At 73.0% G+C, this 20,450-nt stretch carries 22 protein-coding genes; 7 read left to right on the top strand and 15 right to left on the bottom strand.

The features are described 5' to 3' along the window. Positions 1 to 67: 67 nt before the first annotated feature. From BMY04_RS15670 to msrA, 4 genes are all read right to left on the bottom strand, one after another. Positions 68 to 1,339 carry an MFS transporter gene (locus BMY04_RS15670; RefSeq protein ID WP_091182925.1) on the bottom strand — a complete coding sequence of 424 codons (1,272 nt, stop codon included), beginning with the start codon at positions 1,337 to 1,339 and terminating at the stop codon, positions 68 to 70. Between the two features lie 149 nt (positions 1,340 to 1,488). Continuing rightward, positions 1,489 to 1,791, bottom strand: coding sequence for a hypothetical protein (locus BMY04_RS15675; protein ID WP_091182927.1), 303 nt, complete (start codon positions 1,789 to 1,791; stop codon positions 1,489 to 1,491). A gap of 44 nt (positions 1,792 to 1,835) precedes the next feature. After that, positions 1,836 to 3,479 carry an ABC-F family ATP-binding cassette domain-containing protein gene (locus BMY04_RS15680; protein WP_091182929.1) on the bottom strand — a complete coding sequence of 548 codons (1,644 nt, stop codon included), beginning with the start codon at positions 3,477 to 3,479 and terminating at the stop codon, positions 1,836 to 1,838. Between the two features lie 246 nt (positions 3,480 to 3,725). Further along, complete coding sequence (msrA, locus tag BMY04_RS15685) at positions 3,726 to 4,358, bottom strand: peptide-methionine (S)-S-oxide reductase MsrA (RefSeq protein ID WP_091182931.1); 633 nt, start codon at positions 4,356 to 4,358, stop codon at positions 3,726 to 3,728. Between the two features lie 224 nt (positions 4,359 to 4,582). On the opposite strand from msrA, the gene BMY04_RS15690 reads away from it, so the two are divergent. Then, on the top strand, positions 4,583 to 5,734 hold the full coding sequence (locus BMY04_RS15690; protein ID WP_091182934.1) for a cystathionine gamma-synthase: 1,152 nt from the start codon (positions 4,583 to 4,585) through the stop codon (positions 5,732 to 5,734). 105 nt (positions 5,735 to 5,839) lie between these two features. On the opposite strand, the gene BMY04_RS15695 is transcribed toward BMY04_RS15690, so the two are convergent. Both BMY04_RS15695 and BMY04_RS15700 read right to left on the bottom strand, forming a co-directional pair. Further along, positions 5,840 to 6,523 (bottom strand): uracil-DNA glycosylase, encoded by a 684-nt coding sequence (locus BMY04_RS15695; RefSeq protein WP_091182937.1) that lies wholly within the window; start codon positions 6,521 to 6,523, stop codon positions 5,840 to 5,842. Next, a complete protein-coding gene (locus tag BMY04_RS15700) occupies positions 6,504 to 7,766 on the bottom strand; it encodes an MFS transporter (protein ID WP_232506437.1) in 1,263 nt (420 codons plus the stop codon). Before BMY04_RS15700 ends, BMY04_RS15695 begins: the two co-directional genes overlap by 20 nt. A gap of 95 nt (positions 7,767 to 7,861) precedes the next feature. Between BMY04_RS15700 and BMY04_RS15705 the strand changes: the two genes are divergently transcribed. After that, positions 7,862 to 9,133 (top strand): AI-2E family transporter, encoded by a 1,272-nt coding sequence (locus BMY04_RS15705; RefSeq protein WP_091182940.1) that lies wholly within the window; start codon positions 7,862 to 7,864, stop codon positions 9,131 to 9,133. Between the two features lie 258 nt (positions 9,134 to 9,391). Here BMY04_RS15705 and BMY04_RS15710 read toward each other — a convergent pair whose 3' ends face one another. The 3 genes from BMY04_RS15710 to BMY04_RS15720 all read right to left on the bottom strand — a co-directional run bounded on the left by BMY04_RS15710 (position 9,392) and on the right by BMY04_RS15720 (position 13,216). Next, a complete protein-coding gene (locus tag BMY04_RS15710) occupies positions 9,392 to 10,639 on the bottom strand; it encodes a L,D-transpeptidase (RefSeq protein WP_139209891.1) in 1,248 nt (415 codons plus the stop codon). Positions 10,640 to 10,937: 298 nt separating this feature from the next. Beyond that, entirely contained in the window at positions 10,938 to 12,701 is a 1,764-nt protein-coding gene (locus BMY04_RS15715; protein ID WP_091182944.1) for an MDR family MFS transporter, read from the bottom strand. Continuing rightward, entirely contained in the window at positions 12,698 to 13,216 is a 519-nt protein-coding gene (locus BMY04_RS15720; RefSeq protein ID WP_170854176.1) for a MarR family winged helix-turn-helix transcriptional regulator, read from the bottom strand. The genes BMY04_RS15715 and BMY04_RS15720 overlap by 4 nt, the downstream gene beginning before the upstream one ends. Before the next feature lie 143 nt (positions 13,217 to 13,359). On the opposite strand from BMY04_RS15720, the gene BMY04_RS15725 reads away from it, so the two are divergent. Beyond that, positions 13,360 to 14,427 carry a hypothetical protein gene (locus BMY04_RS15725; protein WP_232506438.1) on the top strand — a complete coding sequence of 356 codons (1,068 nt, stop codon included), beginning with the start codon at positions 13,360 to 13,362 and terminating at the stop codon, positions 14,425 to 14,427. Then, on the top strand, positions 14,424 to 14,828 hold the full coding sequence (locus BMY04_RS15730) for a DUF2089 domain-containing protein (protein WP_091182949.1): 405 nt from the start codon (positions 14,424 to 14,426) through the stop codon (positions 14,826 to 14,828). Before BMY04_RS15725 ends, BMY04_RS15730 begins: the two co-directional genes overlap by 4 nt. 248 nt (positions 14,829 to 15,076) lie before the next feature. Here the strand turns inward: BMY04_RS15730 and greA are convergent, their stop codons facing one another. Beyond that, on the bottom strand, positions 15,077 to 15,580 hold the full coding sequence (gene greA, locus BMY04_RS15735) for a transcription elongation factor GreA (RefSeq protein WP_091182950.1): 504 nt from the start codon (positions 15,578 to 15,580) through the stop codon (positions 15,077 to 15,079). A 38-nt stretch (positions 15,581 to 15,618) separates the two neighbouring features. Further along, complete coding sequence (locus BMY04_RS15740) at positions 15,619 to 16,071, bottom strand: DUF4307 domain-containing protein (protein ID WP_091182952.1); 453 nt, start codon at positions 16,069 to 16,071, stop codon at positions 15,619 to 15,621. Between the two features lie 75 nt (positions 16,072 to 16,146). Here BMY04_RS15740 and mca point away from each other — a divergent pair, with 75 nt between their 5' ends. Both mca and BMY04_RS15750 read left to right on the top strand, forming a co-directional pair. Then, a complete protein-coding gene (gene mca / locus BMY04_RS15745) occupies positions 16,147 to 17,064 on the top strand; it encodes a mycothiol conjugate amidase Mca (protein WP_232506439.1) in 918 nt (305 codons plus the stop codon). Positions 17,065 to 17,113: 49 nt separating this feature from the next. Beyond that, a complete protein-coding gene (locus BMY04_RS15750) occupies positions 17,114 to 17,377 on the top strand; it encodes a hypothetical protein (protein ID WP_139209893.1) in 264 nt (87 codons plus the stop codon). Positions 17,378 to 17,396: 19 nt separating this feature from the next. On the opposite strand, the gene BMY04_RS15755 is transcribed toward BMY04_RS15750, so the two are convergent. Further along, entirely contained in the window at positions 17,397 to 18,176 is a 780-nt protein-coding gene (locus BMY04_RS15755; protein WP_198410203.1) for an FAD:protein FMN transferase, read from the bottom strand. Positions 18,177 to 18,178: 2 nt separating this feature from the next. Next, a complete protein-coding gene (locus BMY04_RS23385; RefSeq protein WP_232506440.1) occupies positions 18,179 to 18,403 on the bottom strand; it encodes an FMN-binding protein in 225 nt (74 codons plus the stop codon). Here BMY04_RS23385 and BMY04_RS23390 point away from each other — a divergent pair. Next, complete coding sequence (locus BMY04_RS23390) at positions 18,387 to 18,596, top strand: hypothetical protein (RefSeq protein ID WP_232506441.1); 210 nt, start codon at positions 18,387 to 18,389, stop codon at positions 18,594 to 18,596. The genes BMY04_RS23385 and BMY04_RS23390 overlap by 17 nt on opposite strands. 63 nt (positions 18,597 to 18,659) lie before the next feature. Here BMY04_RS23390 and BMY04_RS15765 read toward each other — a convergent pair whose 3' ends face one another. Together BMY04_RS15765 and BMY04_RS15770 are read right to left on the bottom strand one after the other, a co-directional pair. Further along, positions 18,660 to 20,075 (bottom strand): ferredoxin reductase family protein, encoded by a 1,416-nt coding sequence (locus BMY04_RS15765; RefSeq protein WP_198410204.1) that lies wholly within the window; start codon positions 20,073 to 20,075, stop codon positions 18,660 to 18,662. After that, positions 20,072 to 20,281: a hypothetical protein gene (locus BMY04_RS15770; protein WP_091182963.1), complete on the bottom strand. Its 210-nt coding sequence runs from the start codon at positions 20,279 to 20,281 to the stop codon at positions 20,072 to 20,074. Before BMY04_RS15770 ends, BMY04_RS15765 begins: the two co-directional genes overlap by 4 nt. Positions 20,282 to 20,450: the final 169 nt, after the last annotated feature.

Consider the following 20,450-nt stretch of genomic DNA (forward strand, 5'->3'; position numbering starts at 1 on the left):
CTCGCAGGACGAAAAGCATGTCCTGCTCGTCCGGTCGTCCAGACGGAGGCGCGGCCGCCGGCTCGGGTCAAGCCGAAGGCGTTTGAGATCGGCGCTGCACGGCCAGGCCCGTGGCCAGGACGAGGATGCCGAGGACCGGCAGCACGACGCTGACGCGGCTCGGCCAGGCGTATGAGTGGCCGGCGGCGAGGACCGCGCCGCCGAGCCAGGCGCCGAGCGCGTTGGCGATGTTCAGCGTCGCGTGGTTGAGGGCGGCGGCGAGCGACTGGCCGCCGGCGGCGACGTCCATCAGGCGGGTCTGCAGCGCGGGCAGCATGAGGCTGCCGGAGGCGCCGAGCAGGAACACCGCGACGAAGGCCCCGACCGGGGTGGTCGCCAGCACGCCGAACAGCGCGAGCACGACCCCGATGCCGGCGAGCCCGCCGAACAGGGTCGGGATCAGCGCCCGGTCGGCCAGCCGTCCGCCCAGCAGCGTCCCGACGGTCGACCCGACGCCGAACATGGCGAGGATCCACACCACGCCGCCCTCGGTGAGCCCGGCGAGCGTCTCGACGGTGGGGGCGATGTAGGAGTACGTCGCGAACATGCCGCCGAAGCTGACCATGCCGGTCACCAGCGCGAACCACACCTGCGGCCGGGCCAGCGCGCTGAGCTCGCCGCGCACGCTGGCCGTGGCTCCGGCGGGACCGACCCGGACCGGCGGCACGAAGGCGAGGACGGAGACCAGGCAGGCGACGGCGAGGACCGCGACGGCGACGTAGAGCGCTGGCCAGCCCAGGTGCTGGCCGGCCAGGGTCGCCACCGGGACGCCCACGATGTTGGAGATCGTCAGGCCGAGCATGACGCGGGCGACGGCGCTCGCGCGCCGGTCGGGCGCGACGAGGGCGGCGGCGACGAGGGAGGCGACGCCGAAGTACGCGCCGTGCGGCAGCCCGGACACGAAGCGCGCGACCAGCAGGAAGCCGAACGACGACGCGACGGCGGACGCCGCGTTGCCCAGCGCGAAGACGGCCATGAGCAGGAGCAGGAGGCGGCGCCGGCCCATCCGGGCGGCGAAGGCCGCGATCAGCGGGGCGCCGACGACGACGCCGAGGGCGTACGCGGAGACGAGGTGGCCGCCGGTCGGGATGGACACGCCGACGCCGGCGGCGATCTGGGGCAGCAGGCCCATCGACGCGAACTCGGTGGTGCCGATCGCGAACCCGCCGACAGCGAGCGCGAAGAGGGCCCAGCCGGCGCGGACCGGGCGGTCACCGCCGAGGGAACCGAAGCGGAGGGCGGCCTGGTCGGTCGCAGTCTCGGTGGAGGCGCGGGCAGGCGTGGGGGCGGTGGTGGTCATCAGCGGTTCCTCGGGTGTTGCACGGGCACGAGGTCTCCGCTGACCGACGGGCGCAACTCTTCCACGTCGCCGGATGTTCCTCCGGACGACAACGGGTGAGTTCTTGCACCATGGTGGTTCAGGAACCCACCCGTCGTCAGCGGTGCGGCTCAGGCGTGCCCGGTGGCGGGGCCGTCGACCTCCTGCGGGCGGTCGTCGGGCACCGCGGCGTCCTCGCGGTCGTCCGCGCTGATCTCCAGGCCGGCGACCGGGTTGCCGGCGGCGGTCCCGCGCTCGCCGTGCTCGGGCAGCTCGCCCGCCGCGGGCGCGTCGCGCGGCGGGGCGCCGCCGTCGCTCGCACGGGACACCCGCTGGGTGGACTCGGCCGCGTACGCGCGCGACTCGGGGTTGTTGCGGACGTCGATCTCCTGCAGGTCCGGGGTCTCGCTGCTCTCGTTGCTCTGGTTGCTCATGGGGCCGACCGTAGTGGGCGGGCCCGCACCGGCCGCGCCGGTCGTCAGACGGGGCGCTCCTCGACCCGCCCGTGGTCGACGTGCAGGCGGCGGGTGACGTGCACCGCCTCGAGCAGCCGGCGGTCGTGGCTGACCAGGACGAGCGTGCCCGCGTACGAGGCGAGCGCGCTCTCGAGCTGCTCGATCGCGGGGAGGTCGAGGTGGTTCGTCGGCTCGTCGAGGACGAGCAGGTTGGTCCCGCGGGCCTGGAGGAGGGCCAGCGCGGCCCGGGTCCGTTCGCCCGGCGACAGCGACGCGGCCGGGCGGCGCACGTGGTCGGCCCGCAGCCCGAACTTGGCCAGCAGCGTCCGGACGTCGGCCGGGCTCAGGTCGGCCAGCTCGCGCTCGACCACGTCCGTCAGCAGGTCGGGGCCGTCGACGAGGTCGCGGGCCTGGTCGACCTCGCCCACGCGGACGGAGGCGCCGAGGGAGGCGAGGCCCTCGTCCGGGGTCGTCCGGCCCAGCAGCAGGGCGATGAGGGTGGTCTTGCCGGCGCCGTTCGGACCGACGACGGCCACGCGGTCGCCGTACGACAGCGTCAGGTCGACCGGGCCGAGGGTGAAGGCGCCGCGGTGCACGACGGCACGGTTCAGGGTGGCGACGACGCTGCCGGAGCGCGGGGCCGCGGCGATCTCCATCTGGAGCTGCCACTCCTTGCGCGGTTCCTCGACCTCGTCGAGGCGCTCGATGAGCCGCTCGGTCGCCCGGACCTTCGACGCCTGCTTCTCGGTGCGGTTGATCCGGAAGTCGCGCTGCGCCTTGTCGTTGTCCTTGGGGTTCTTCTTCTCCTTGGTCACGCCCTGCACGGCCCACGCGCGCTGCGAGCGCATGCGCTGGGTCAGGTCGGCCTTGGTGTCGGCGTACTCCTCGTACGCCTCCCGCGCGTGCTGCCGGCGGACCTCGCGCTCGTGGAGGTAGGCGTCGTAGCCGCCGCCGAACACCTCGACGCGCTGCTGCGCGAGGTCGAGCTCGACCACGGTCGTCACGCAGCGGCGCAGGAACTCGCGGTCGTGGCTCACCACGACGGCGCCGACGCGCAGCGTCTGCACGAAGCGTTCCAGGCGCTCGAGCCCGTCGAGGTCGAGGTCGTTGGTGGGTTCGTCGAGCAGCAGCACGTCGAAGCGGGACAGCAGCAGCGCGAGGAGGCCGACGCGCGCGGCCTCGCCGCCGGACAGGCTCGTCATGGCGGCGTCGAGCGGCACGGTGAGCCCGAGGTCGGCGGCCTGTTCGGCCATCCGCTCCTCGAGGTCGGCCCCGCCGAGCGCCAGCCAGCGGTCGAATGCGGTCCCGTACCAGTCGTCGGAGCCGGGTTCCTCGCGCGACAGGGCCTCGGTGGCCGCGTCGAGGTCGCGCTGGGCGTCCGCCACGCCGGTGCGGCGGGCGACGTACGCGGTCACGTCCTCGTCGGGACGCCGTTCGGGTTCCTGCGGGAGCAGCCCGACGCTCGCGCTCGGCGGGCTCAGCGCGATGCTGCCGGCCTCGGGACGGCCGAGGCCGGCCAGCAGGCCGAGCAGGGTGGACTTGCCGGCGCCGTTCGCGCCGACGAGACCGATCACGTCGCCGGGGGCGACGGTCAGGTCCAGGCCGGAGAACAGGACGCGCGCCCCGTGCCCGGCGCTGAGATCACGGGCGACAAGGGTGGCTGACACGAGGGACCAACTTACGGACGTGGTCGCGGGATCGCGACCGGTTTGCGGGGGTGAGCTCGTCCGTGCATTCCACGACATCGTGAAATGGACGTGCTCAGCCACACCTGCAGGTCTGGCTGAGCACGTGGAACTTCGGTCAAGCGGGGTCTGGACGACGGGCCGGGAACGACATGGTTTTCGTCGTTCCTGGCTAGCCGGAAGACCCCGTCCTAGCGGACGACCGGGCGCGAGGAGGAGTGAACGGTCTCAGTTGCAGGTCACGCCGGTGGCGTGGACCGGGCAGTAGCCGAACGGGTTCTTGTCGAGGTACTGCTGGTGGTAGTCCTCGGCGTAGTAGAAGTCCGGCGCGGGCTTGACCTCGGTGGTGATGCGGCCGTAGCCCGAGCGGGTGAACTCCACCTGGTACTCGTCACGGACGCGCTCGGCGATCGCCTGCTGCTCCGGCGTGGTCGTGTAGATCGCGGAGCGGTACTGGGTGCCGACGTCGTTGCCCTGGCGGTAGCCCTGGGTCGGGTCGTGGTTCTCGAAGAAGATCTTCAGCAGCTGCTCGAAGCTCGTCTTGGCCGGGTCGTAGCTGACCTTGACGATCTCGGTGTGCCCGGTGCGGGCGCTGCAGACCTCCTCGTACGAGGGGTTCGGCGTGTAGCCGCCCTGGTAGCCGACCGCGGTGTTGGTGACGCCGGGGGCCTTCCAGTAGAGCTTCTCCGCGCCCCAGAAGCAGCCGAGGGCGAGGTAGACGACCTCGGAGCCCTCGGGGACCTGCTGGACGGGGATGCCGAAGATCTCGTGGAACGTGGGGTTGACGAGCACCGAACGGTCGCGGCCACGCAGGGCCTGCTCCGGCTCGACCATCGTCGACTTCATGCGCGAGAACAACATGGGGTGAGTCTGCCTCTCTGCACGGACCTGGATGGCCCGGCTCCTGCTCAACCGTTCGCGGTCGCCGCCTGTTCCGGATCGCCCCCTCCCTCGCGAACCGCTGACGGACGACAGCAGATCCGGCCGCGACGGTGTCGTCCATCAGCGTTTCGCGGAGGGGGGCGTAGGTCGGTGGGCGCGCTGGGCACCCCGGTGGAGGGCCGCCCCCGCGTAACCTCGGTCCGGTGAGCGAAGAGCACGGTTTCAGCACGCGGGCCATCCACGCGGGGCCGCCGGCCGACCCGGCGTACAACGCGGTGACGCCGCCGATCTACGCGACGTCGACGTACTCCCAGGACGGCGTCGGCGGGACGAAGGGCGGCTACGAGTACTCGCGTTCCGGCAACCCGACGCGGACCGTGCTCGAGGAGTGCCTCGCCTCGCTGGAGGGCGGCAGGCACGGGCTCGCGTTCGCCAGCGGGCTGGCGGCGGAGGACGCGGTGCTGCGCGCGTTCACCGGTCCGGACGGGCACGCGGTCGTGCCGCACGACGCGTACGGCGGCACCTACCGGCTGTTCGCCCGCGTGTACGAGCCCTGGGGCCTGGGCGTCACGCCGGTCGACCTCACCGACCTCGAGGCGGTCGAGGCCGCGATCGTGCCCGAGAAGACCACGATCGTCTGGGTCGAGACGCCGACCAACCCGCTGCTCAGCGTCGCCGACATCGCCGGCATCGCGGACGTCGCGCACGCGGCCGGCGCGCTGCTGGTCGTCGACAACACCTTCGCCAGCCCGTACCTGCAGCAGCCGCTGGCCCTCGGCGCCGACGTCGTCGTGCACTCCACGACCAAGTACATCGGGGGCCACTCCGACGTGGTCGGCGGGGCGCTCGTGGTGGACGACGACGCGCTGGCCGACAAGCTGCGGTTCCACCAGAACGCGATGGGCGCGGTCGCCGGGCCGTTCGACGCCTGGCTGACGCTGCGCGGGCTGCGGACCCTCGCGGTCCGCATGGAGCGGCACAGCGACAACGCGCAGCGCGTCGCCGAGTTCCTCGAGGGCCACCCGGCGGTCGCCGAGGTGATCTACCCGGGCCTGGAGTCGCACGCCGGCCACGTGCTGGCGACGAAGCAGATGCGCCGGTTCGGCGGGATGGTGAGCTTCCGCGTCAAGGGCGGCGAGGACGAGGCCGTCGCGGTCTGCGGCCGCACCAAGGTGATCATCCTCGGGGAGTCGCTCGGCGGGGTCGAGTCGCTCATCGAGCACCCGGGCCGCATGACCCACGCGTCCGTCGCCGGCACCCGCCTCGAGGTCCCCGCCGACCTCGTCCGCATCAGCGTCGGCATCGAGGACGCCGAGGACCTGATCGCCGACCTCGACCAGGCGCTGCGCGGCTGACCACTTGGCCCACTTTCCGGGCCCTTGTCGCACCCTGCAGGATTGGCTGAGCACGTGCATTTCACGTTGTCGTGAAATGCACGACCCGCCTACGCCCACGCCACCTCAGCGGACGGGCGGCAGGCGCCAGTCGACCGGAACCGCGCCCTGGGCCGCGAGGAGGTCGTTCACCCGGCTGAAGGGGCGGGAGCCGAAGAAGCCGTAGCGCGCCGAGAGCGGCGAGGGGTGGGCGCTCTCGACGACGGGGACGTCGCCGAGCAGCGGCGCGAGCTTGCGGGCGTCGCCGCCCCAGAGCACCGCGACGAGCGGACCGCCGCGCTCGACCAGGGCCTCGATCGCGCGCTGCGTGACCTGCTCCCAGCCCTTGCGGCGGTGCGAGCCGGACTGGCCGGGTGCGACGGTGAGGACGCGGTTGAGCAGGAGCACGCCCTGCTCGAACCACGCCGTCAGGTCCCCGTGCTCCGCGGCGGGGACGCCGAGGTCGGCCTTGAGCTCGAGGTAGACGTTCTTGAGCGAGCGGGGGAGCGGCCGAACGTCGGGGGCGACCGAGAAGGCCAGGCCCACCGGGTGGCCGGCCGTCGGGTACGGGTCCTGGCCGACGACGAGGACGCGCACATCGGCCAGCGGGCGGCTGAACGCGCGCAGCACGCGGTCGCGCGACGGCAGGTACTCCCGCCCGGCCGCCTCCTCCTCGTCGCAGAAGGCCTCCGCCCGCGCGAGCGCCGCCTCCGCGGGCCGCAGCGCCGCCGCCCAGTCGGGGGCGAGCCGGTCAGCCCAGCCGGCGCTCATCGCCGCCCTCCGGGTCGCTCGGGACGGTGACCGGGGTGGGCTGCGGGCTCTGGCGCGGCATCCGTACGGAGGCGGCCGTGCCGACGAGCAGCAGCGCCGCGCCGACGGCGAAGGCGACGGGGTAGCCGACCTGGTCGGCCAGGAAGCCCGCCACCAGCGGGCCCAGGATGGCGCCGACGTCGGAGGACATGGAGAAGATCGCGACCGGGGTGCCGCCCCGGGCCCCGGCCGCGTCCCCCACGGCCGCCGCCGGGGCCGTCCCGAGGAACGCGGCCGAGACGCCGTACACGCAGAGCACCGCGATGAGGACGCCGATGTTCGGCGCGAAGGCGACCGCGAGGATCGCGGCGGCGGCCAGCGACGTGCCGAGCACCATCGCCGGACGGCGGCCGACCGTGTCGACGAACCGTCCGGCGGGGCCGACCGCGATCGTCTGGACGACGGCCGCGCAGGTGAAGGCGATGCCCGTCCACGAGGTGTCGCGGCCCAGCACCTCCACGACGAGCACGGGGACGAGCGCGGAGCGGACGCCGAACGACGACCAGCCCTGGCCGAGGTTCACGAGGCACGCGGCCTGGAAACCCCGGTCGCGCAGCACCTCGCGCAGCGGGCGCACGGGCAGGGCGGGGGCGTCGTCGTCGCACGCCGAGCGGGTCCGGAGCAGGAGCAGGCCGACCGTGCCGGCGACGGCGAGCGTGGCGGCGTAGAAGAAGAAGGGCGCGGTGATGCTGATGGCCGAGAGCAGGCCCCCGATGGCGGGCCCGGCCATGCCGCCGATGAGGAAGCCGGCCTGGAAGAAGCCGGCGGCCCGCCCGCGGACCTCGTGGCGCACGCTGGTCAGCAGCAGCGTGGTCGCCGACACCGTGAACATCGCCGAGCCGATCCCGCCGAGCCCGCGCAGGACGAGCAGCTGCTCGTAGCTGGTGGAGACGCCGGCCAGCCCGCTGGAGACGGCGACCACGTAGATGCCGACGGCGAGGACGAGCCGCTCGCCGAAGAGCGCGATCAACCGCCCGCAGAACGGGCTGCAGACCAGCCGCATGAGGGCGAAGGCGGAGACGACGGCCCCGACGGCGAAGTTGTCGACGCCGAAGCTGCGGGCGAACACGGGCAGGACGGGGACGAGGACCCCGAAGCCGACCGCGACGCAGAACGCGATCAGGCCGAGGACGTACACCTCGCGCGGGAGCCGCTCGGCACGGGTGCCCGGCCGCCGCAGGAAAGGGCGACGAGCGGGTGGCACCGGCACAGTGTGCCCCGAAGCGGCGCTCGGGCCGGGTGCGGCCCACTAACGTTGAGGGGTCCGGCACCCCCGTCGGGCGCGAGGAGAGCAGACGCGTGACCCTTCCCGAGCAGCTGCGCCGCCAGGCGGAGCGCCTCCGCGCCCGCACCCGGGGCGACGACGACGACGAGGTCCCGGCCGCCGGCTCCGCCGCGGGTCCCGAGCCGAGCCGGGGCGCCGCCGCCCCGGTGGTCGCACCGACGCCCCCGGTCAACGAGATCAACGTGCACGTCGAGGACAAGAACTCGGTCTACGACCAGGCCGTCCCGGACGGGCTGCACGTGGCCGCGGCCTGGGGCTGGCGGGTGATCGTCGTCGCCGCGCTGGTGGCCCTGGTCGCGTACGTGCTGGCCTACATCTCCGAGGTCACCATCCCGCTGCTGGTGGCGGTGCTGCTGACGGCGCTGCTCCTGCCCGTGACCAAGCGGCTGCACGCCTGGGGCGTCAACCGCGGCCTCGCGACGGCGATCACGGTGCTCGGCGGCCTCGCGGTGATCGCCGGCGTGCTCTACCTGATCGTCAGCTCGATCGTCTCGCAGGCCTCGACGCTGGGGACCAACGTCACCACCGGCTTCAACCGGCTGGCCGACTGGCTCCAGAACGGGCCGCTGCACGTCAGCGCCACCTACTTCAACGCCGACGAGTGGGTCACCCGGATCACCGACTGGGTGCGGACCAGCCAGGACACGATCACCACGTACGCGGGCGAGATCACCTCGTCCGTCGGGCACTTCGTGGCCGGGTTCGCGCTGGCGCTGTTCGCCCTGTCCTACTTCCTCCACAACGGGCGCGAGATCTTCGCGTTCGTCATGCGCTTCTTCCCCCGCCGCTCGCGGGCGCGCGTCGACAGCGCCGCCCAGAACGGCTGGCACTCGCTCTCGTCCTACGTCCGCGCGACGATCCTCGTCGCGCTCGCCGACGGGGTCGGCGTGCTCATCGCCGCGCTCATCCTCGGGGTCCCCGCGGCGCCGGCCCTGGCCACCCTCGTCTTCATCGGCGCCTTCGTGCCGATCGTCGGCGGCTTCGTCTCCGGCTTCGTCGCCGTCGGCGTCGCCCTCGTGGCCCTGGGCTGGGTCAAGGCGCTGATCATGCTCGGCGCGATCATCGCCGTCGTGGAGATCGAGGGCCACGTCCTGCAGCCGTTCCTCATGGGGCGTGCGGTCAAGCTCCACCCGCTGGCCGTGCTGCTCGCGATCGCGATCGGCATCATCCTGGGCGGCATCATCGGCGCGCTGTTCGCGGTGCCGCTGCTGGCCTTCGCCAAGACGTTCGTGCAGCACCTCTCCGACGAGGTGCCCGACCCGAGCTCCAACAAGGTCGCCCGCTAGGGGCGTACGCCCGTTCGCGGCGCGGGGGCCGCGGCCTCGCGGCCCGCAGTCGCTTTGTCCGACCAAGCGGAACCAGGCCGGTCTCCGGCCGTCGCGAGCGGTCACGGTCACCGCTCGCGCGTCGAGGCGCGCCGGTCGTTCCGGAACCGTCCGCTTACCCGTCGTGCCGGTAGCGCCCCGTGCCCCCGGGGAGACGCAGGAAGGGCGGGGCCGGCGTCAGCCGGACCCGCCCTCCTCAGGACTGCGTGAGGGGTGCGCTCAGAGAGCGGAACCCTTCTTGTACTCGGAGTACGACGCGTTCCAGTCGGTGTAGCCGTTGCCCGGCTCGATGCCGCGGTTGGTGCCGGTCGTGACGACCGGGTCACCGATCAGCGTGTTCTCGATGAGGTAGCGCGAGTTGGCGACGCTCATGCCGGTGCAGCCGTGGCTGACGTTCGCCACGCCCTGGCTCCCGGTGCTCCACGGGGCGGAGTGCAGGAACTCACCCGAGTTGGTGATCCGCATGGCGTACGCGGCCGTGAGCTTGTACTTCTCCTTGGCCCCGATCTGCTCGTTGGTCATGACCTTGTTGTACTCCTTGGCCATGATCAGCTTGGTGCCGCTGCGCGTCACCCAGCCCGGCTTGCCACCCGTCACCGGGATGCTGCGGACCTTCTTGTCGTTCTTGTAGACCGTCGCGTAGTCGCTCTTGAGGTTGACCTTGATCACGAACTTGCGCCCCACGGTGAAGTTCGTCGACGACGACTTCTGGCCGTAGCGTCCGTTGCCGGCGGGGACGCCGTTCACGTCGGCCTCGACCTTGACCTTGGTGCCCGGCTTCCAGTAGGACTTCGGGCGCCAGTGCACCTCCTGGCTGCCGTACCAGTGCCAGCTGCCGGTCTGCTTGGGGACCGTCGTGATGTGCAGGTTCTTCTCGAACGACTTCTTGTCCGCGACCGGGGTGTCGAAGCGCACGATCGCCGGCATGCCGACGCCCACCTTGCTGTCGGGCAGCGGGTAGAGCTCGGGGAAGACCTGGTTGCTGAGCGCGAGGTCCTGCGTCTCGAACTTCGTCTTCTGCGTCGTCTTGTCCCCGGCGGAGTTCTTGCCGGTCACGGTGAGCGTGTACGTGCCCGACGGCTCGAGGCGGTCGCCCGCGGTCCAGCTCGTCTTCGCCTTGTTCATCGACCCCTTGAGGGTGCCCTTCTGGGCCTTTCCCTTGGTGTCGGTGTACTTGTAGTCGAGGTCGACCGCCGAGAGCTTGCCCTGGCTGGCCTTGGCGGTGACGAGCGTCGAGACCTTCACGCCGTCGTCGCCGTCGTCGACGTTGCTGCTGAGCTTGACCGCCGGGGTGGTGGGCGTGGCCGACGGGCTCGGGGAGGTCGTCGGCTGCGACGTGGTGGGCGCCGGGCTCTGACCACCGGTCGAGCCCTGCGCGTCCGGGACGGTGCCGCAGCCGGCGCTCACGGCCAGCAGCAGGACGGCAGAGGCCAGGCCACCAGCGGCCAGGTGTCGTCGGGTCGGCATCGCGGGTCGTGTCTCCTCGGGGTGCGTCCGGGTCGGGCTCGGTCGGGCTGCGTCGTGCTGCAGCCGGGCGGCAACCGCCCCAGGAAGGCACAACGCCCCAGGCTCCGCTAAGGTGCCCGCCCACCCGCGCGTCCAATGTGCCATCCGGTCGGGCCAATTCCTAATCAGCCTCGACCTCGAGACGAGACCGTTGCGTACTCGTACGGCCTTCGTCGCAATGAGTGTCGATCTGGTGTCGGTCCGGTCCCCGGGGACGCGTACGCCGCTGCGCGTCGACGAGGACCGGACCGGTCGGCGGTCAGTGACCGACCGCGACCAGCTGCTCGTCGCGCTCGGAGGAACCGGTCGGTGCCGCGGGTGCACGGCCGGCCAGCGGCTTCTCCCGCATGAGCAGCGCGAGCACGAGCGCGACGCCGAGGAAGGGCACCGCGACGAGGAACACGTCGTCCATCGCCTGCGTGAAGGCCGTCAGCACCCAGGTGCGGACCGGCTCCGGCAGGGCGCGGATCGCGGTCACGTCGTTCACCGAGCCGGTCGCGGCGCCGGCCTGCGCACCGGCTCCGGCCGGGATGACCTGCGCCAGGTGGTGGGCCAGCCGGGTGTTGAGGATCGCGCCGAACAGGGCCGTCCCCACCGCGCCGCCCATCGAGCGGAAGAACGTGACGGCCGCCGTGGCGACGCCCATGTGGCGCCGGTCGACGTTGTTCTGCACCGCGGTCACGACGACCTGCATGGTCAGGCCGAGGCCCGCGCCGAAGACGAACATCAGCACCGCGATGAGCCAGTAGCCCGTGGTCACGGCGATCTGCGAGAGGCCGACGAAGGCCACCCCGACCACGGCAGCGCCGGTGATCGGCATCCACTTGTAGCGGCCGGTGCGGCTCATGATCTGCCCGCCGGAGATCGAGGTGGAGAAGATGCCGAGGACGAGCGGCAGCATGGCGAGGCCGGACTCGGTCGCGCTCATGCCCTTCACGGCCTGGAGGTAGATCGGCAGGTAGATCAGGCCGCCGAACATCGCCACACCCATGATCATCGCAAAGCTGATGTTGGACACGAAGGTCCAGGAGCGGAACAGCTCGAGCGGGATGATCGGCTCCTTGGCGCGGCCCTCGACCACGACGAAGAGCGCGCCGAGGGCGACGACGGCGACCAGCAGGCCGAGGCCCGTGGGCGAGGTCCAGCCGAGGTCGGGACCGGCCCAGCTGAGGTAGAGCACCAGGCTGGTCACCGAGCCCACGATCGTGGCGGCGCCGAGGTAGTCGACCGTGGCCTGGCGCCGGACGTGCGGCAGCTTGAGCGCGATCGAGGTGACGACCAGCGCGGCCGCGCCGATCGGCAGGTTGATGAAGAAGATCCACTCCCAGCCGAGGTGGTCGGTGAAGAGCCCGCCGAGCAGGGGACCGGCCACCGACGAGACGCCGAACACGGCGCCGAAAAGGCCCTGGTACTTGCCGCGCTCGCGCGGCGGGATGACGTCGCCGATGACCGCGAGGGCGAGCGACATCAGGCCGCCGCCGCCCAGGCCCTGCACGGCGCGCCCGACGATCATGACGTCGATCCCGGACAGGCCGAGGGCGCTGGAGAGCGGGGAGGCGAACCCGCAGATCACCGAGCCGACGAGGAAGACCACGATCGCGGCCTGGAAGACCGGCCGCCGCCCGCGCAGGTCGGAGATCTTGCCCCACAGCGGCGTCGCGGCCGTCGAGGTCAGCAGGTAGGCGGTGACGACCCAGGAGAGCTTGTCGAGGCCGCCCAGCTGAGAGGTGATCTTGGGGAGCGCGACGCCGACGATGCTCTGGTCGAGCGCGGCCAGGAACATGCCGGCCATCAGGCCGCCGATGACGACGAGGATCTGGCGGTGGCTGAGGTAGCCGCCCGCGGGAGCGCCCGGGTCGGAGAGCGGTTCGGTGCTCACCCCGGGGACGCCGCCGGCCTGGGCGGCCGTGGTCTCGAGGCTCTCCTCGGTCCGTCGGGCGGAGGAGGGGCCGTCCCCGGACGCGGGTGCAGCGGTCCGGCCCGGTTCCTCGACGAGGGCGCGGCGTGGTTCGTACGAGCTCATGAGGCTTCTCTGTCTGCTGGTGCGGTGCGTGGGTGGGTGGACGCCGGACGGTCTCCGTGCGTCTGGGACTCGATGCCGGCGACGAGCCTGGCGAGGAGCCGGTCGAGGTCGGCCAGGTCGGCCGCCTCCCAGTCCTCGAGGACGGCCGCCAGGGTCTGGCGGCGGCGGGTGATGGAGGCCTGCAGCTGGTCGCGCCCCTCGGGGGTCAGGTCGATGCGCTGCGCGCGGCCGTCGTCGGGGTCCTGGCTGCGTCCGACCAGGCCCGTCCGCTCGAGCTGCGTGACGTGGCGCGACGCCGTGGACGTGTCGAGCTGGGTGCTGGACGCGAGCTCGGTGATCCGCATCGAGCCCCGCTCGAGGTGCTTGAGCACCCAGTACGCCGCCGGCTCCAGCTGGTCGCCGACCACCCGCTGGCGCATCAGGCGACCGATGCTCATCGCGGTGTGGAGCACCGAGTCGACGACGTGCGCCGTCGCCGGGGCGCCTGCGTCGACCACCTGCTCCTTCTCTTGCATGACACAAGCATACGGTGCAGATGTTTGGCTCATGCACGCAAGTCGTTGAACATTGCATGAACTCGGAGCCGCAGACCCAGGGTGATCCCTGGTCTTTGCGTCAGGACCTTCTTGAATGGAAAGCAGCGTTTTACATTCGTGTCATGAGCACTGACCCGCTGATGTCCGCGATCCTCAACGAGCTCGCGGCCGGCCGCATCGACGCGACCGAGGCCGCCCGCCGGATCGACGCCCTCAAGGCCGAGCCCGCGCCGGCGGACCCGCCGGCCCCGCCGGCACCGGCGGTCTCGCCGCCGGAGCCGGAGGACCGGTCCGAGCCGGAGGAGGTCTTGCCGACCCCGGACGCCGGCCGTGGCCGTGACGACGACGCGAGCGACCCCTGGGCCGCCGCCACCGACCGCCCGCAGCACGCGACCTTCGCCCGCGAGAGCGTTGGGACCCCGAGCCGTACGGTCCAGCCGTCCTCGACCGAGGGCCCTGCGGCGTCGAGCACCTCCTCCTCGACGGGGAAGCCCGCCGACGGCGGTCGGACCAAGGGCACGAACGGCGTCGACCGGATCACCGTCCGCGTCGTCGGGCGGCGCGTGCGGATCGTGGGGGAGACGTCGGTCGCCACCCTCGCCGCCGACGGGCCGCACGTGCTGCGGCGCAACGGTTCCACCCTCGAGGTCTCCAGCGACGGCGAGATCGGCCCGAGCCTCGACGGCTTCAGCATCCTGCGCGGCGTCCCGCGCAGCCTGGAGGACTTCCGCGCGCTCGGCCTCGGCAAGGAGCTCCTGCTCCGCGTGAACCCGGCGCTCGCCGTCGACGTCGAGGTCACCGCGGGCCAGCTCAACACCGAGCGCGTGCCCCACCTCGGCAAGGTTCGCGTCACCGCCGGCGGGGCCAAGCTCCTCGACGTGACCGAGGTGCACGACGTGCTGGTGCAGGCCGGCTCGGCGACCATCAAGGGCACCATCACGCAGGGTCGGCACCGGGTCCGCGCCGAGTCCGGCTCGCTGTCGGTGACGCTCGGCGACGACTCCAACGTGACCGTCAAGAGCGACGCGCAGCTCGGCCGCGTCAGCTGGGCGGGCGGGCACAGCGGCGCGGGCGACGAGGTCGTCATGGGCAACGGGAACGCCCGCCTCGACGTCGAGGTCGTCATGGGTCACGCCCAGGTGCGGGTCGGCTCCGACGCGGCCGCCACGAGCGGGAAGGGTGCCGAGTGAGCGAGCGCGTACGGGCCGCCGCGCCCCAGCACGAGCACCGGGCGCCCAGCGCGTGCCCGGTCTGCGGCGACCGTCTGGCCGTCACCCGGCTCGGGTGCGGGACCTGCGGGACGGAGCTCGCCGGGCTGTTCGCGCCGTGCGACTACTGCGCGCTGGACGACCGCGAGAGCGAGCTGCTGCGCGTCTTCCTCGCCTCGCGCGGCAACCTCCGCGAGGTCGAGAAGCACCTCGGCGTCTCCTACCCGACGGCGCGGGCACGGTTCAACGACCTGCTCCGCAAGCTCGGCCTCGCCGAGCCGGAGGAGGCCCCGGCTGCCCCGACCCGGGAGCAGATCCTCTCCGAGGTCGCTTCCGGCGCCCTCAGCCCCGACGAGGCCGCCGCGCTCCTCGCTGCGCTTTGATGGTCTCCGTTCCGACGCGGATCACGCTCTGACCCTCCGCCTTCCTCCCTCGCGGTGACGCCGACGAACAGCGTGTCGGCGTCACCCCTCGGTCGTCCAGGCGGAGGCGCGTGATCCGGCTGTGGCGGGCCTGACCCAGGGCTGAGCTCAGAAACGCTGACGCCCGGCATCCTCTGCGGTTGCAAAGGTGTCGGGAGTCAGCGTTTCGTGCGCCTGCGTCGCGAGTGGCGGAACGGGGACCGAAAAACTCAACCCGTGTAGGGCTCGACCTTCACGATGGTCACGTTGATCTGCTTGCCGTTCGGGGCGGCGTACGAGGCCTCGTCGCCCTTCGACTTGCCGAGGATGGCGGAGCCGAGCGGGGACTGCGGGCTGTAGACGTTGGTGTCGACGTCGTCGAGGCCGAGGACCTCGCGCGAGCCGAGCAGGAACGTGTCGGTGTCGCTCTCGTCGCCGTCGAAGGCGATGGTGACCAGCGTGCCGGGGGCGACCTGGTCGGTGTTCGAGGGGGCCTCGCCGACCTCGGCGCGGCGCAGCATGTCCGTCAGCTGGCGGATGCGGGCCTCCTGCTTGCCCTGCTCCTCGCGCGCGGCGTGGTAGCCGCCGTTCTCGCGGAGGTCGCCCTCCTCACGGGCGGCGGCGATGCGCGCGCTCACGTCGGCACGACCCGGCCCCGACAGCTGCTCGAGCTCGGACTGCAGCTTGTCGAAGGCGTCTTGGGTGAGCCAGATGGTCTGGGTGGCCTCGGACATCGGGCCACGATAGCAACGTGCGCCCGTGGTGCTCAGGCTCAGGACGAGGTGCAGCTCTTCACCGACGGCGCCGTCGCCCGCCGCAGCGTCGTCAGGGTGACGTCGACGTCGACGACCTTGAACTGGCTCGGGCCCACCTCGACGGCCTGCTCGGCGACCGGCTGGAAGTCGGTCGACTGCACGAGGAGGCGGCAGCTCGCCGGCTTCGACGGGTCGCGGCGCTGGACGGTGACCTCGACCTGGATCGAGGTGTCGGACAGGACCTTGTACGAGGCGACCTGCCCGCTGACCGCCGGCTCCGCGTGCAGGAGCGCCGCCCAGACGAGCCAGCCCAGCGCCACGAGCGTCGCCACGGCGACCATGACCACCTTCGCGCCGCGGCTCACGCGGGGCGGCGGATAGCGGCGGGCCAGCCGCTCGGCCACCGCGGCGTCGGCGTCAGCCGGGCCTGCGCCTGCGGGGCCCGCGGGCAGCGTCGTGGGCTCGCTCACGCCTCCATGATGCGCGCTGCGCCCACCCCGGTGCACGCGTGAGACCGGGGTCGGCGGCGTGGGACGATGACCGCCGTGACCAGGCCCGCCCTCCGTACGGACGCCCGGGGCGAGCGGCTCCGGCTCCTGCACGTCCACGCGCACCCCGACGACGAGTCCAGCAAGGGCGCGGCCACGACCGCCCGCTACGTCGCCGAGGGCGTCGAGGTCATGGTGGCGACGTGCACCGGGGGCGAGCGCGGCTCGATCCTCAACCCCAACATGGACCGCCCGGACGTGCTCGCGAACATCGCCGAGATCCGCCGCGAGGAGATGGACGCGGCGCGCCGGATCCTCGGCATCGAGCAGGTCTGGCTGGGCTTCGTCGACTCGGGCCTGCCCGAGGGCGACCCGCTGCCGCCGCTGCCGGCGGGCAGCTTCGGCACCCTCGATCCGGACGAGGCGTCGCTGCCGCTGGTGGAGGTCGTCCGCCGCTTACGCCCGCACGTGATGACGACGTACGACGAGCGCGGCGGCTACCCGCACCCGGACCACATCATGTGCAACCGGATCAGCGTCGCCGCGTACGACCACGCGGCCGACCCGGCCTGGCACCCCGAGCTCGGGCCCGCCTGGCAGACGCCGAAGCTCTACTACTCCTTCGGCTTCCACCTCGACAAGACCATGGCCATCCACGAGGCCATGACCAGCCGCGGGCTGGCGTCGCCGTACGAGGAGCGGCTGCGCGACTGGAAGCCCGACCCCGAGATGGAGAACCGGATCACCACCCGCGTGCCGTGCGCCGACTACTTCGGCGTCCGGGACCACGCGCTGCTCGCCCACGCCACCCAGATCGACCCCGAGGGGCCGTGGTTCCAGGTCCCGCTGGAGGTGCAGCAGGAGGTCTGGCCGACCGAGGACTGGGAGCTCGTCCGCAGCGCGGTGCCGACCCGGCTGCCCGAGGACGACCTGTTCGCCGGGCTGGCGGAGAGCGGCGTCCCGGCCGACCGGTAGCGCCGGGATCGGACCGTCTCCAGGCCCGCCGGCGCGCGTAGGCTGACGGGTGACGAAAGGTGGTGGCCGCGTGCTCGCCCTGCTCGACCTGGACCCGAACATCGTGAAGCCGGGGTGGACCCCGCTGCTGATCACGGTCGCCATGGGCGCGGTGATGGTGCTGCTGTTCATCAGCCTGCGCCGGCAGTTCCGCAAGATCGACAAGAACTTCCCGATGCCCGAGGCTCCGCAGTCCGCCGGCACGCCCGCCGCCAGCACGCCCGCGGCCACCTCGTCCGCCGCCGGCACGGAGGCGACCGGCCCGAAGGCCTGAGCCCCGGCTTCGTCCGGCCTCAGGCGGTCGGGACGACCGTGGTGATGGTGCCGTCCGGCGCCACGACGAGGGCGCTGTCCACCGGACGGGTTCGCAGCCACGCCGCCGCGCCGGTGCCCAGGGCGTACGCCGCCGTCGCGTCGATGTCCGCCCACGTCAGCGACGGCCCGAAGACCGTCACCGACGCCACGCCCTCCGGGGCGAGCCCCGTGCGTGCGTCGACGAGGTGGGCGCCCCGGTGCGCCGTGCCCGAGGTGGCGATCGCGCCGCGGCGCAGGGGCACGACCGCGACCACGCGGGCCGGGTCGTGCGGGTCCTCGATCCCGATGCGCCAGGGCTGGCGCGCCGAGCGGCAGACGACGTCCCCGCCGGCCGACAGGCAGAAGTCCGTGCCGGCGAGCGCGGCGAGGTGGCGCGACGCACGGTCCGCGGCCCAGCCCTTCACCACCCCGCTCGGGTCGAACCGTCGCACCCCGGGGGAGGTGGGACCCACCGGCAGGTCGACCGAGAACGCGCCGCCCGACTCCCGCTCGGCCCGGCGCGCCAGGGCGAGGACCTCGTGGACCTCGACCGGTGCGTCGGCGAGGTCGAGCTCCCCGCGGCCGAGCCGGCTGACCACGGAGTCCGGACGGTAGGTGCTGAAGACGCGGTCGACCTCGGCGAGCTCGTCCATCACGGCCGCCCAGGCACGGCGGGCGTGCTCGTCGTCGGCGTGGTCCCCGCGCAGGGCGAGGCTGATCGGCATGCCCATCACGTGCGCGACGTAGCGGCGCAGCTCGGGCGCGGCGGTGGTCGGCACGGTCAGATCCCGGCCTGGTCGAGGGCCGACTGCAGCGAGGTCAGGTAGCCGTCGCTGGTCACGGTCGCGCCGCTGACCATGTCGATCTTCGCGCTCTGGGCCTCGATCGTCTCCCGCACGAGGACCGGCAGCGCGCGGGCGTTGATCTCGGTGTCGCGGGGGTTGCCGTCCGGCGACCGCAGCACGTCGACTCCGGTGACCTTGCCGTCGGTGACGGTGATGCTCACCTGCACCGGACCCCAGCGCGTCGAGGCCACGTCGCCGGTCCAGGTCTTCGTCCCCGACGACGAGCCCGACGAGCCGGACGTGCCCGAGGACGGCGTCGGGGGCCCGGAGGCCGAGGACGTGGTCGACGGCGCGGCCGGTGCGGTCGAGGAGGACCCGGCGGCGGTCGCCGTCGAGCTCGTCGAGGTGTGGTAGCCGAGCAGGAGCACGACGACCGTCACGGTCGAGGCCAGCCAGATCACGATGCGGCGCACAAGATCACCATTCGAAGCTCTCGGTGTGGATGCGGTCGGCGGGGACGCCGACCGCCAGGAGGAGGTCCTCGACGCCGTCGGTCCAGACCGTCGGCCCGCAGAGGAAGACGTCGCGGTCGGCGACGTCGGGCACCCAGAGCAGCAGCGCGGCACGCTCGTCGCCTCCGCCGAGGGGTCCCAGGACAGAGCCGGGCCGGGTGCGCCGGCCAGGCAGCGTCCACGCGGTCAGGCCGCGCTCCTGCGCGAGGACGCCCAGCTCGGCGGCGAAGAGCGGCTCGCTCGTGCACCGCTGCAGCAGCACGGCGTCACCGGGGTCGTACGCGAGGCCCTCGGCGAGCGCGCGGACCGGGGTGATGCCCACGCCGGCGCCCATCAGCAGCACGCGGGGACGCGTCCGGGCGCGGTCGGTGAGGCGCCCGTACGGGCCCTCGAAGAGCACCCGGGTCCCGGGCCGGAGCCGGGCCAGCCGGGCGCTGCCGTCGCCGAGGGCCTTGGCGGTGAGGCGCAGGCTCCGCCCGTCGGGGGCTGCGGAGAGCGAGAAAGGGTTCGAGCGGGTCCAGCCGGGGCCGTCGAGGAAGCGCACGTGGAGGAACTGCCCGGCTCGCGCCGGCAGCCGGTCGAGGCGCCGGCCCGTGAGGTAGACCGACACCACGTCGGAGGACTCGCGGGCGACCGACGTGACGACGAGCCCGTGGCGCAGGCTGCGGGCGAGCGGCAGGAGCAGGCGCCAGACGAGCACCGCGCCGGCCGCGGCGCCCCACAGCGACCACCAGAAGAGGGTGCGGCCGGGGGAGGACAGGAGCTCCTGCCCCGTCCAGAGCTGGTGGGGCAGGGCCAGCCCGACGCCGAGGTAGGCGTAGAGGTGCAGCAGGTGCCACGACTCGTAGCGGAGGCGGCGCCGCGCGCGCCGGACGCTGGTGACGACCACCATGACCAGGCAGACGGTGCCGCCCAGCGCGAGCAGCACGCCGGCGTAGGCGGTGACGAGCTCCCAGGCCGTGCGGGGTGCGGCGAGCCACGACCCGTCGGCGTAGCCGAGGACGATCGTCACGACGTGCGCGACCATGAGGTCGAACGACAGGAAGCCGACGACCCGGTGGGCCTTCGCCAGGCGGTCGCTGCCGAAGGCGTGCTCGAGCGGCGGGAGCCGCGCCATCAGGAGCACCTGCACCAGCAGCAGGTCGGCCGACCACAGGCCGGTCAGGCGTCCGACCGAGGTGAGCCCGGACGCCCATCCGTCGAGGTCGGTGACGCCCCCGCCGGTGACCCACCAGTAGGTCACGAGCAGCAGCCCGGCCCACAGCACGAGCCCGCCGAGACTGCGGACGCCGCGGTCGAGCGCCGCGTCGCGCCCCAGCGGGCGCCTCGCGGACCGGTGCCGGGCGGGAGCCGTCGCCGGACGGTTCAGGAGGGTGGTCACCGGACCGCCCCTGCGCCGGTGTCGCCGCTGTCGCCGCGGTGGTGGTCGTGGTGCGCGGCCCGTCCCTGGCCCTCCGCGAAGCCGCCGGACCGTGGGCCCGTGCCCGTCGTGGGGGCCACGGTGCTGCCGCCCTCCGCCCCCTGCTGGCGGTCGTGCACGACCCCGGCGCCCACCCCGCCCAGGCCGAGCAGCGCGACGAGCGTCACGAGGACGGGTCCCCGGCGTCGTGCACGGCGGGCGGGCTGACGGGAGGGACGCGCCGAGGGCGGCGCCACGTCAGGCGCGGCTGTCGTCGCGGTCCCCGCGCCGGGGGCGGGTGCCGGTTCCCAGCGTGAGCCGCTGGGGGTCCATCGCTCTGCCACGGCGGAGCCTCCT

It is taken from the genome of Microlunatus flavus (assembly GCF_900110855.1).
GTDB classification, from domain to species: domain Bacteria; phylum Actinomycetota; class Actinomycetes; order Propionibacteriales; family Propionibacteriaceae; genus Microlunatus; species Microlunatus flavus.

What these genes read in the sequence shown, in the direction of transcription:
- BMY04_RS15710 (WP_139209891.1), bottom strand. Translation starts at nt 10,639, where the DNA reads ATGCCGACCCGACGACACCTGGCCGCTGGTGGCCTGGCCTCTGCCGTC.
- greA (WP_091182950.1), bottom strand. Translation starts at nt 15,580, where the DNA reads ATGTCCGAGGCCACCCAGACCATCTGGCTCACCCAAGACGCCTTCGAC.
- msrA (WP_091182931.1), bottom strand. Translation starts at nt 4,358, where the DNA reads ATGTTGTTCTCGCGCATGAAGTCGACGATGGTCGAGCCGGAGCAGGCC.
- BMY04_RS15675 (WP_091182927.1), bottom strand. Translation starts at nt 1,791, where the DNA reads ATGAGCAACCAGAGCAACGAGAGCAGCGAGACCCCGGACCTGCAGGAG.
- BMY04_RS15720 (WP_170854176.1), bottom strand. Translation starts at nt 13,216, where the DNA reads ATGCAAGAGAAGGAGCAGGTGGTCGACGCAGGCGCCCCGGCGACGGCG.
- BMY04_RS15715 (WP_091182944.1), bottom strand. Translation starts at nt 12,701, where the DNA reads ATGAGCTCGTACGAACCACGCCGCGCCCTCGTCGAGGAACCGGGCCGG.
- BMY04_RS15670 (WP_091182925.1), bottom strand. Translation starts at nt 1,339, where the DNA reads ATGACCACCACCGCCCCCACGCCTGCCCGCGCCTCCACCGAGACTGCG.
- BMY04_RS15725 (WP_232506438.1), top strand. Translation starts at nt 13,360, where the DNA reads ATGAGCACTGACCCGCTGATGTCCGCGATCCTCAACGAGCTCGCGGCC.
- BMY04_RS15695 (WP_091182937.1), bottom strand. Translation starts at nt 6,523, where the DNA reads ATGAGCGCCGGCTGGGCTGACCGGCTCGCCCCCGACTGGGCGGCGGCG.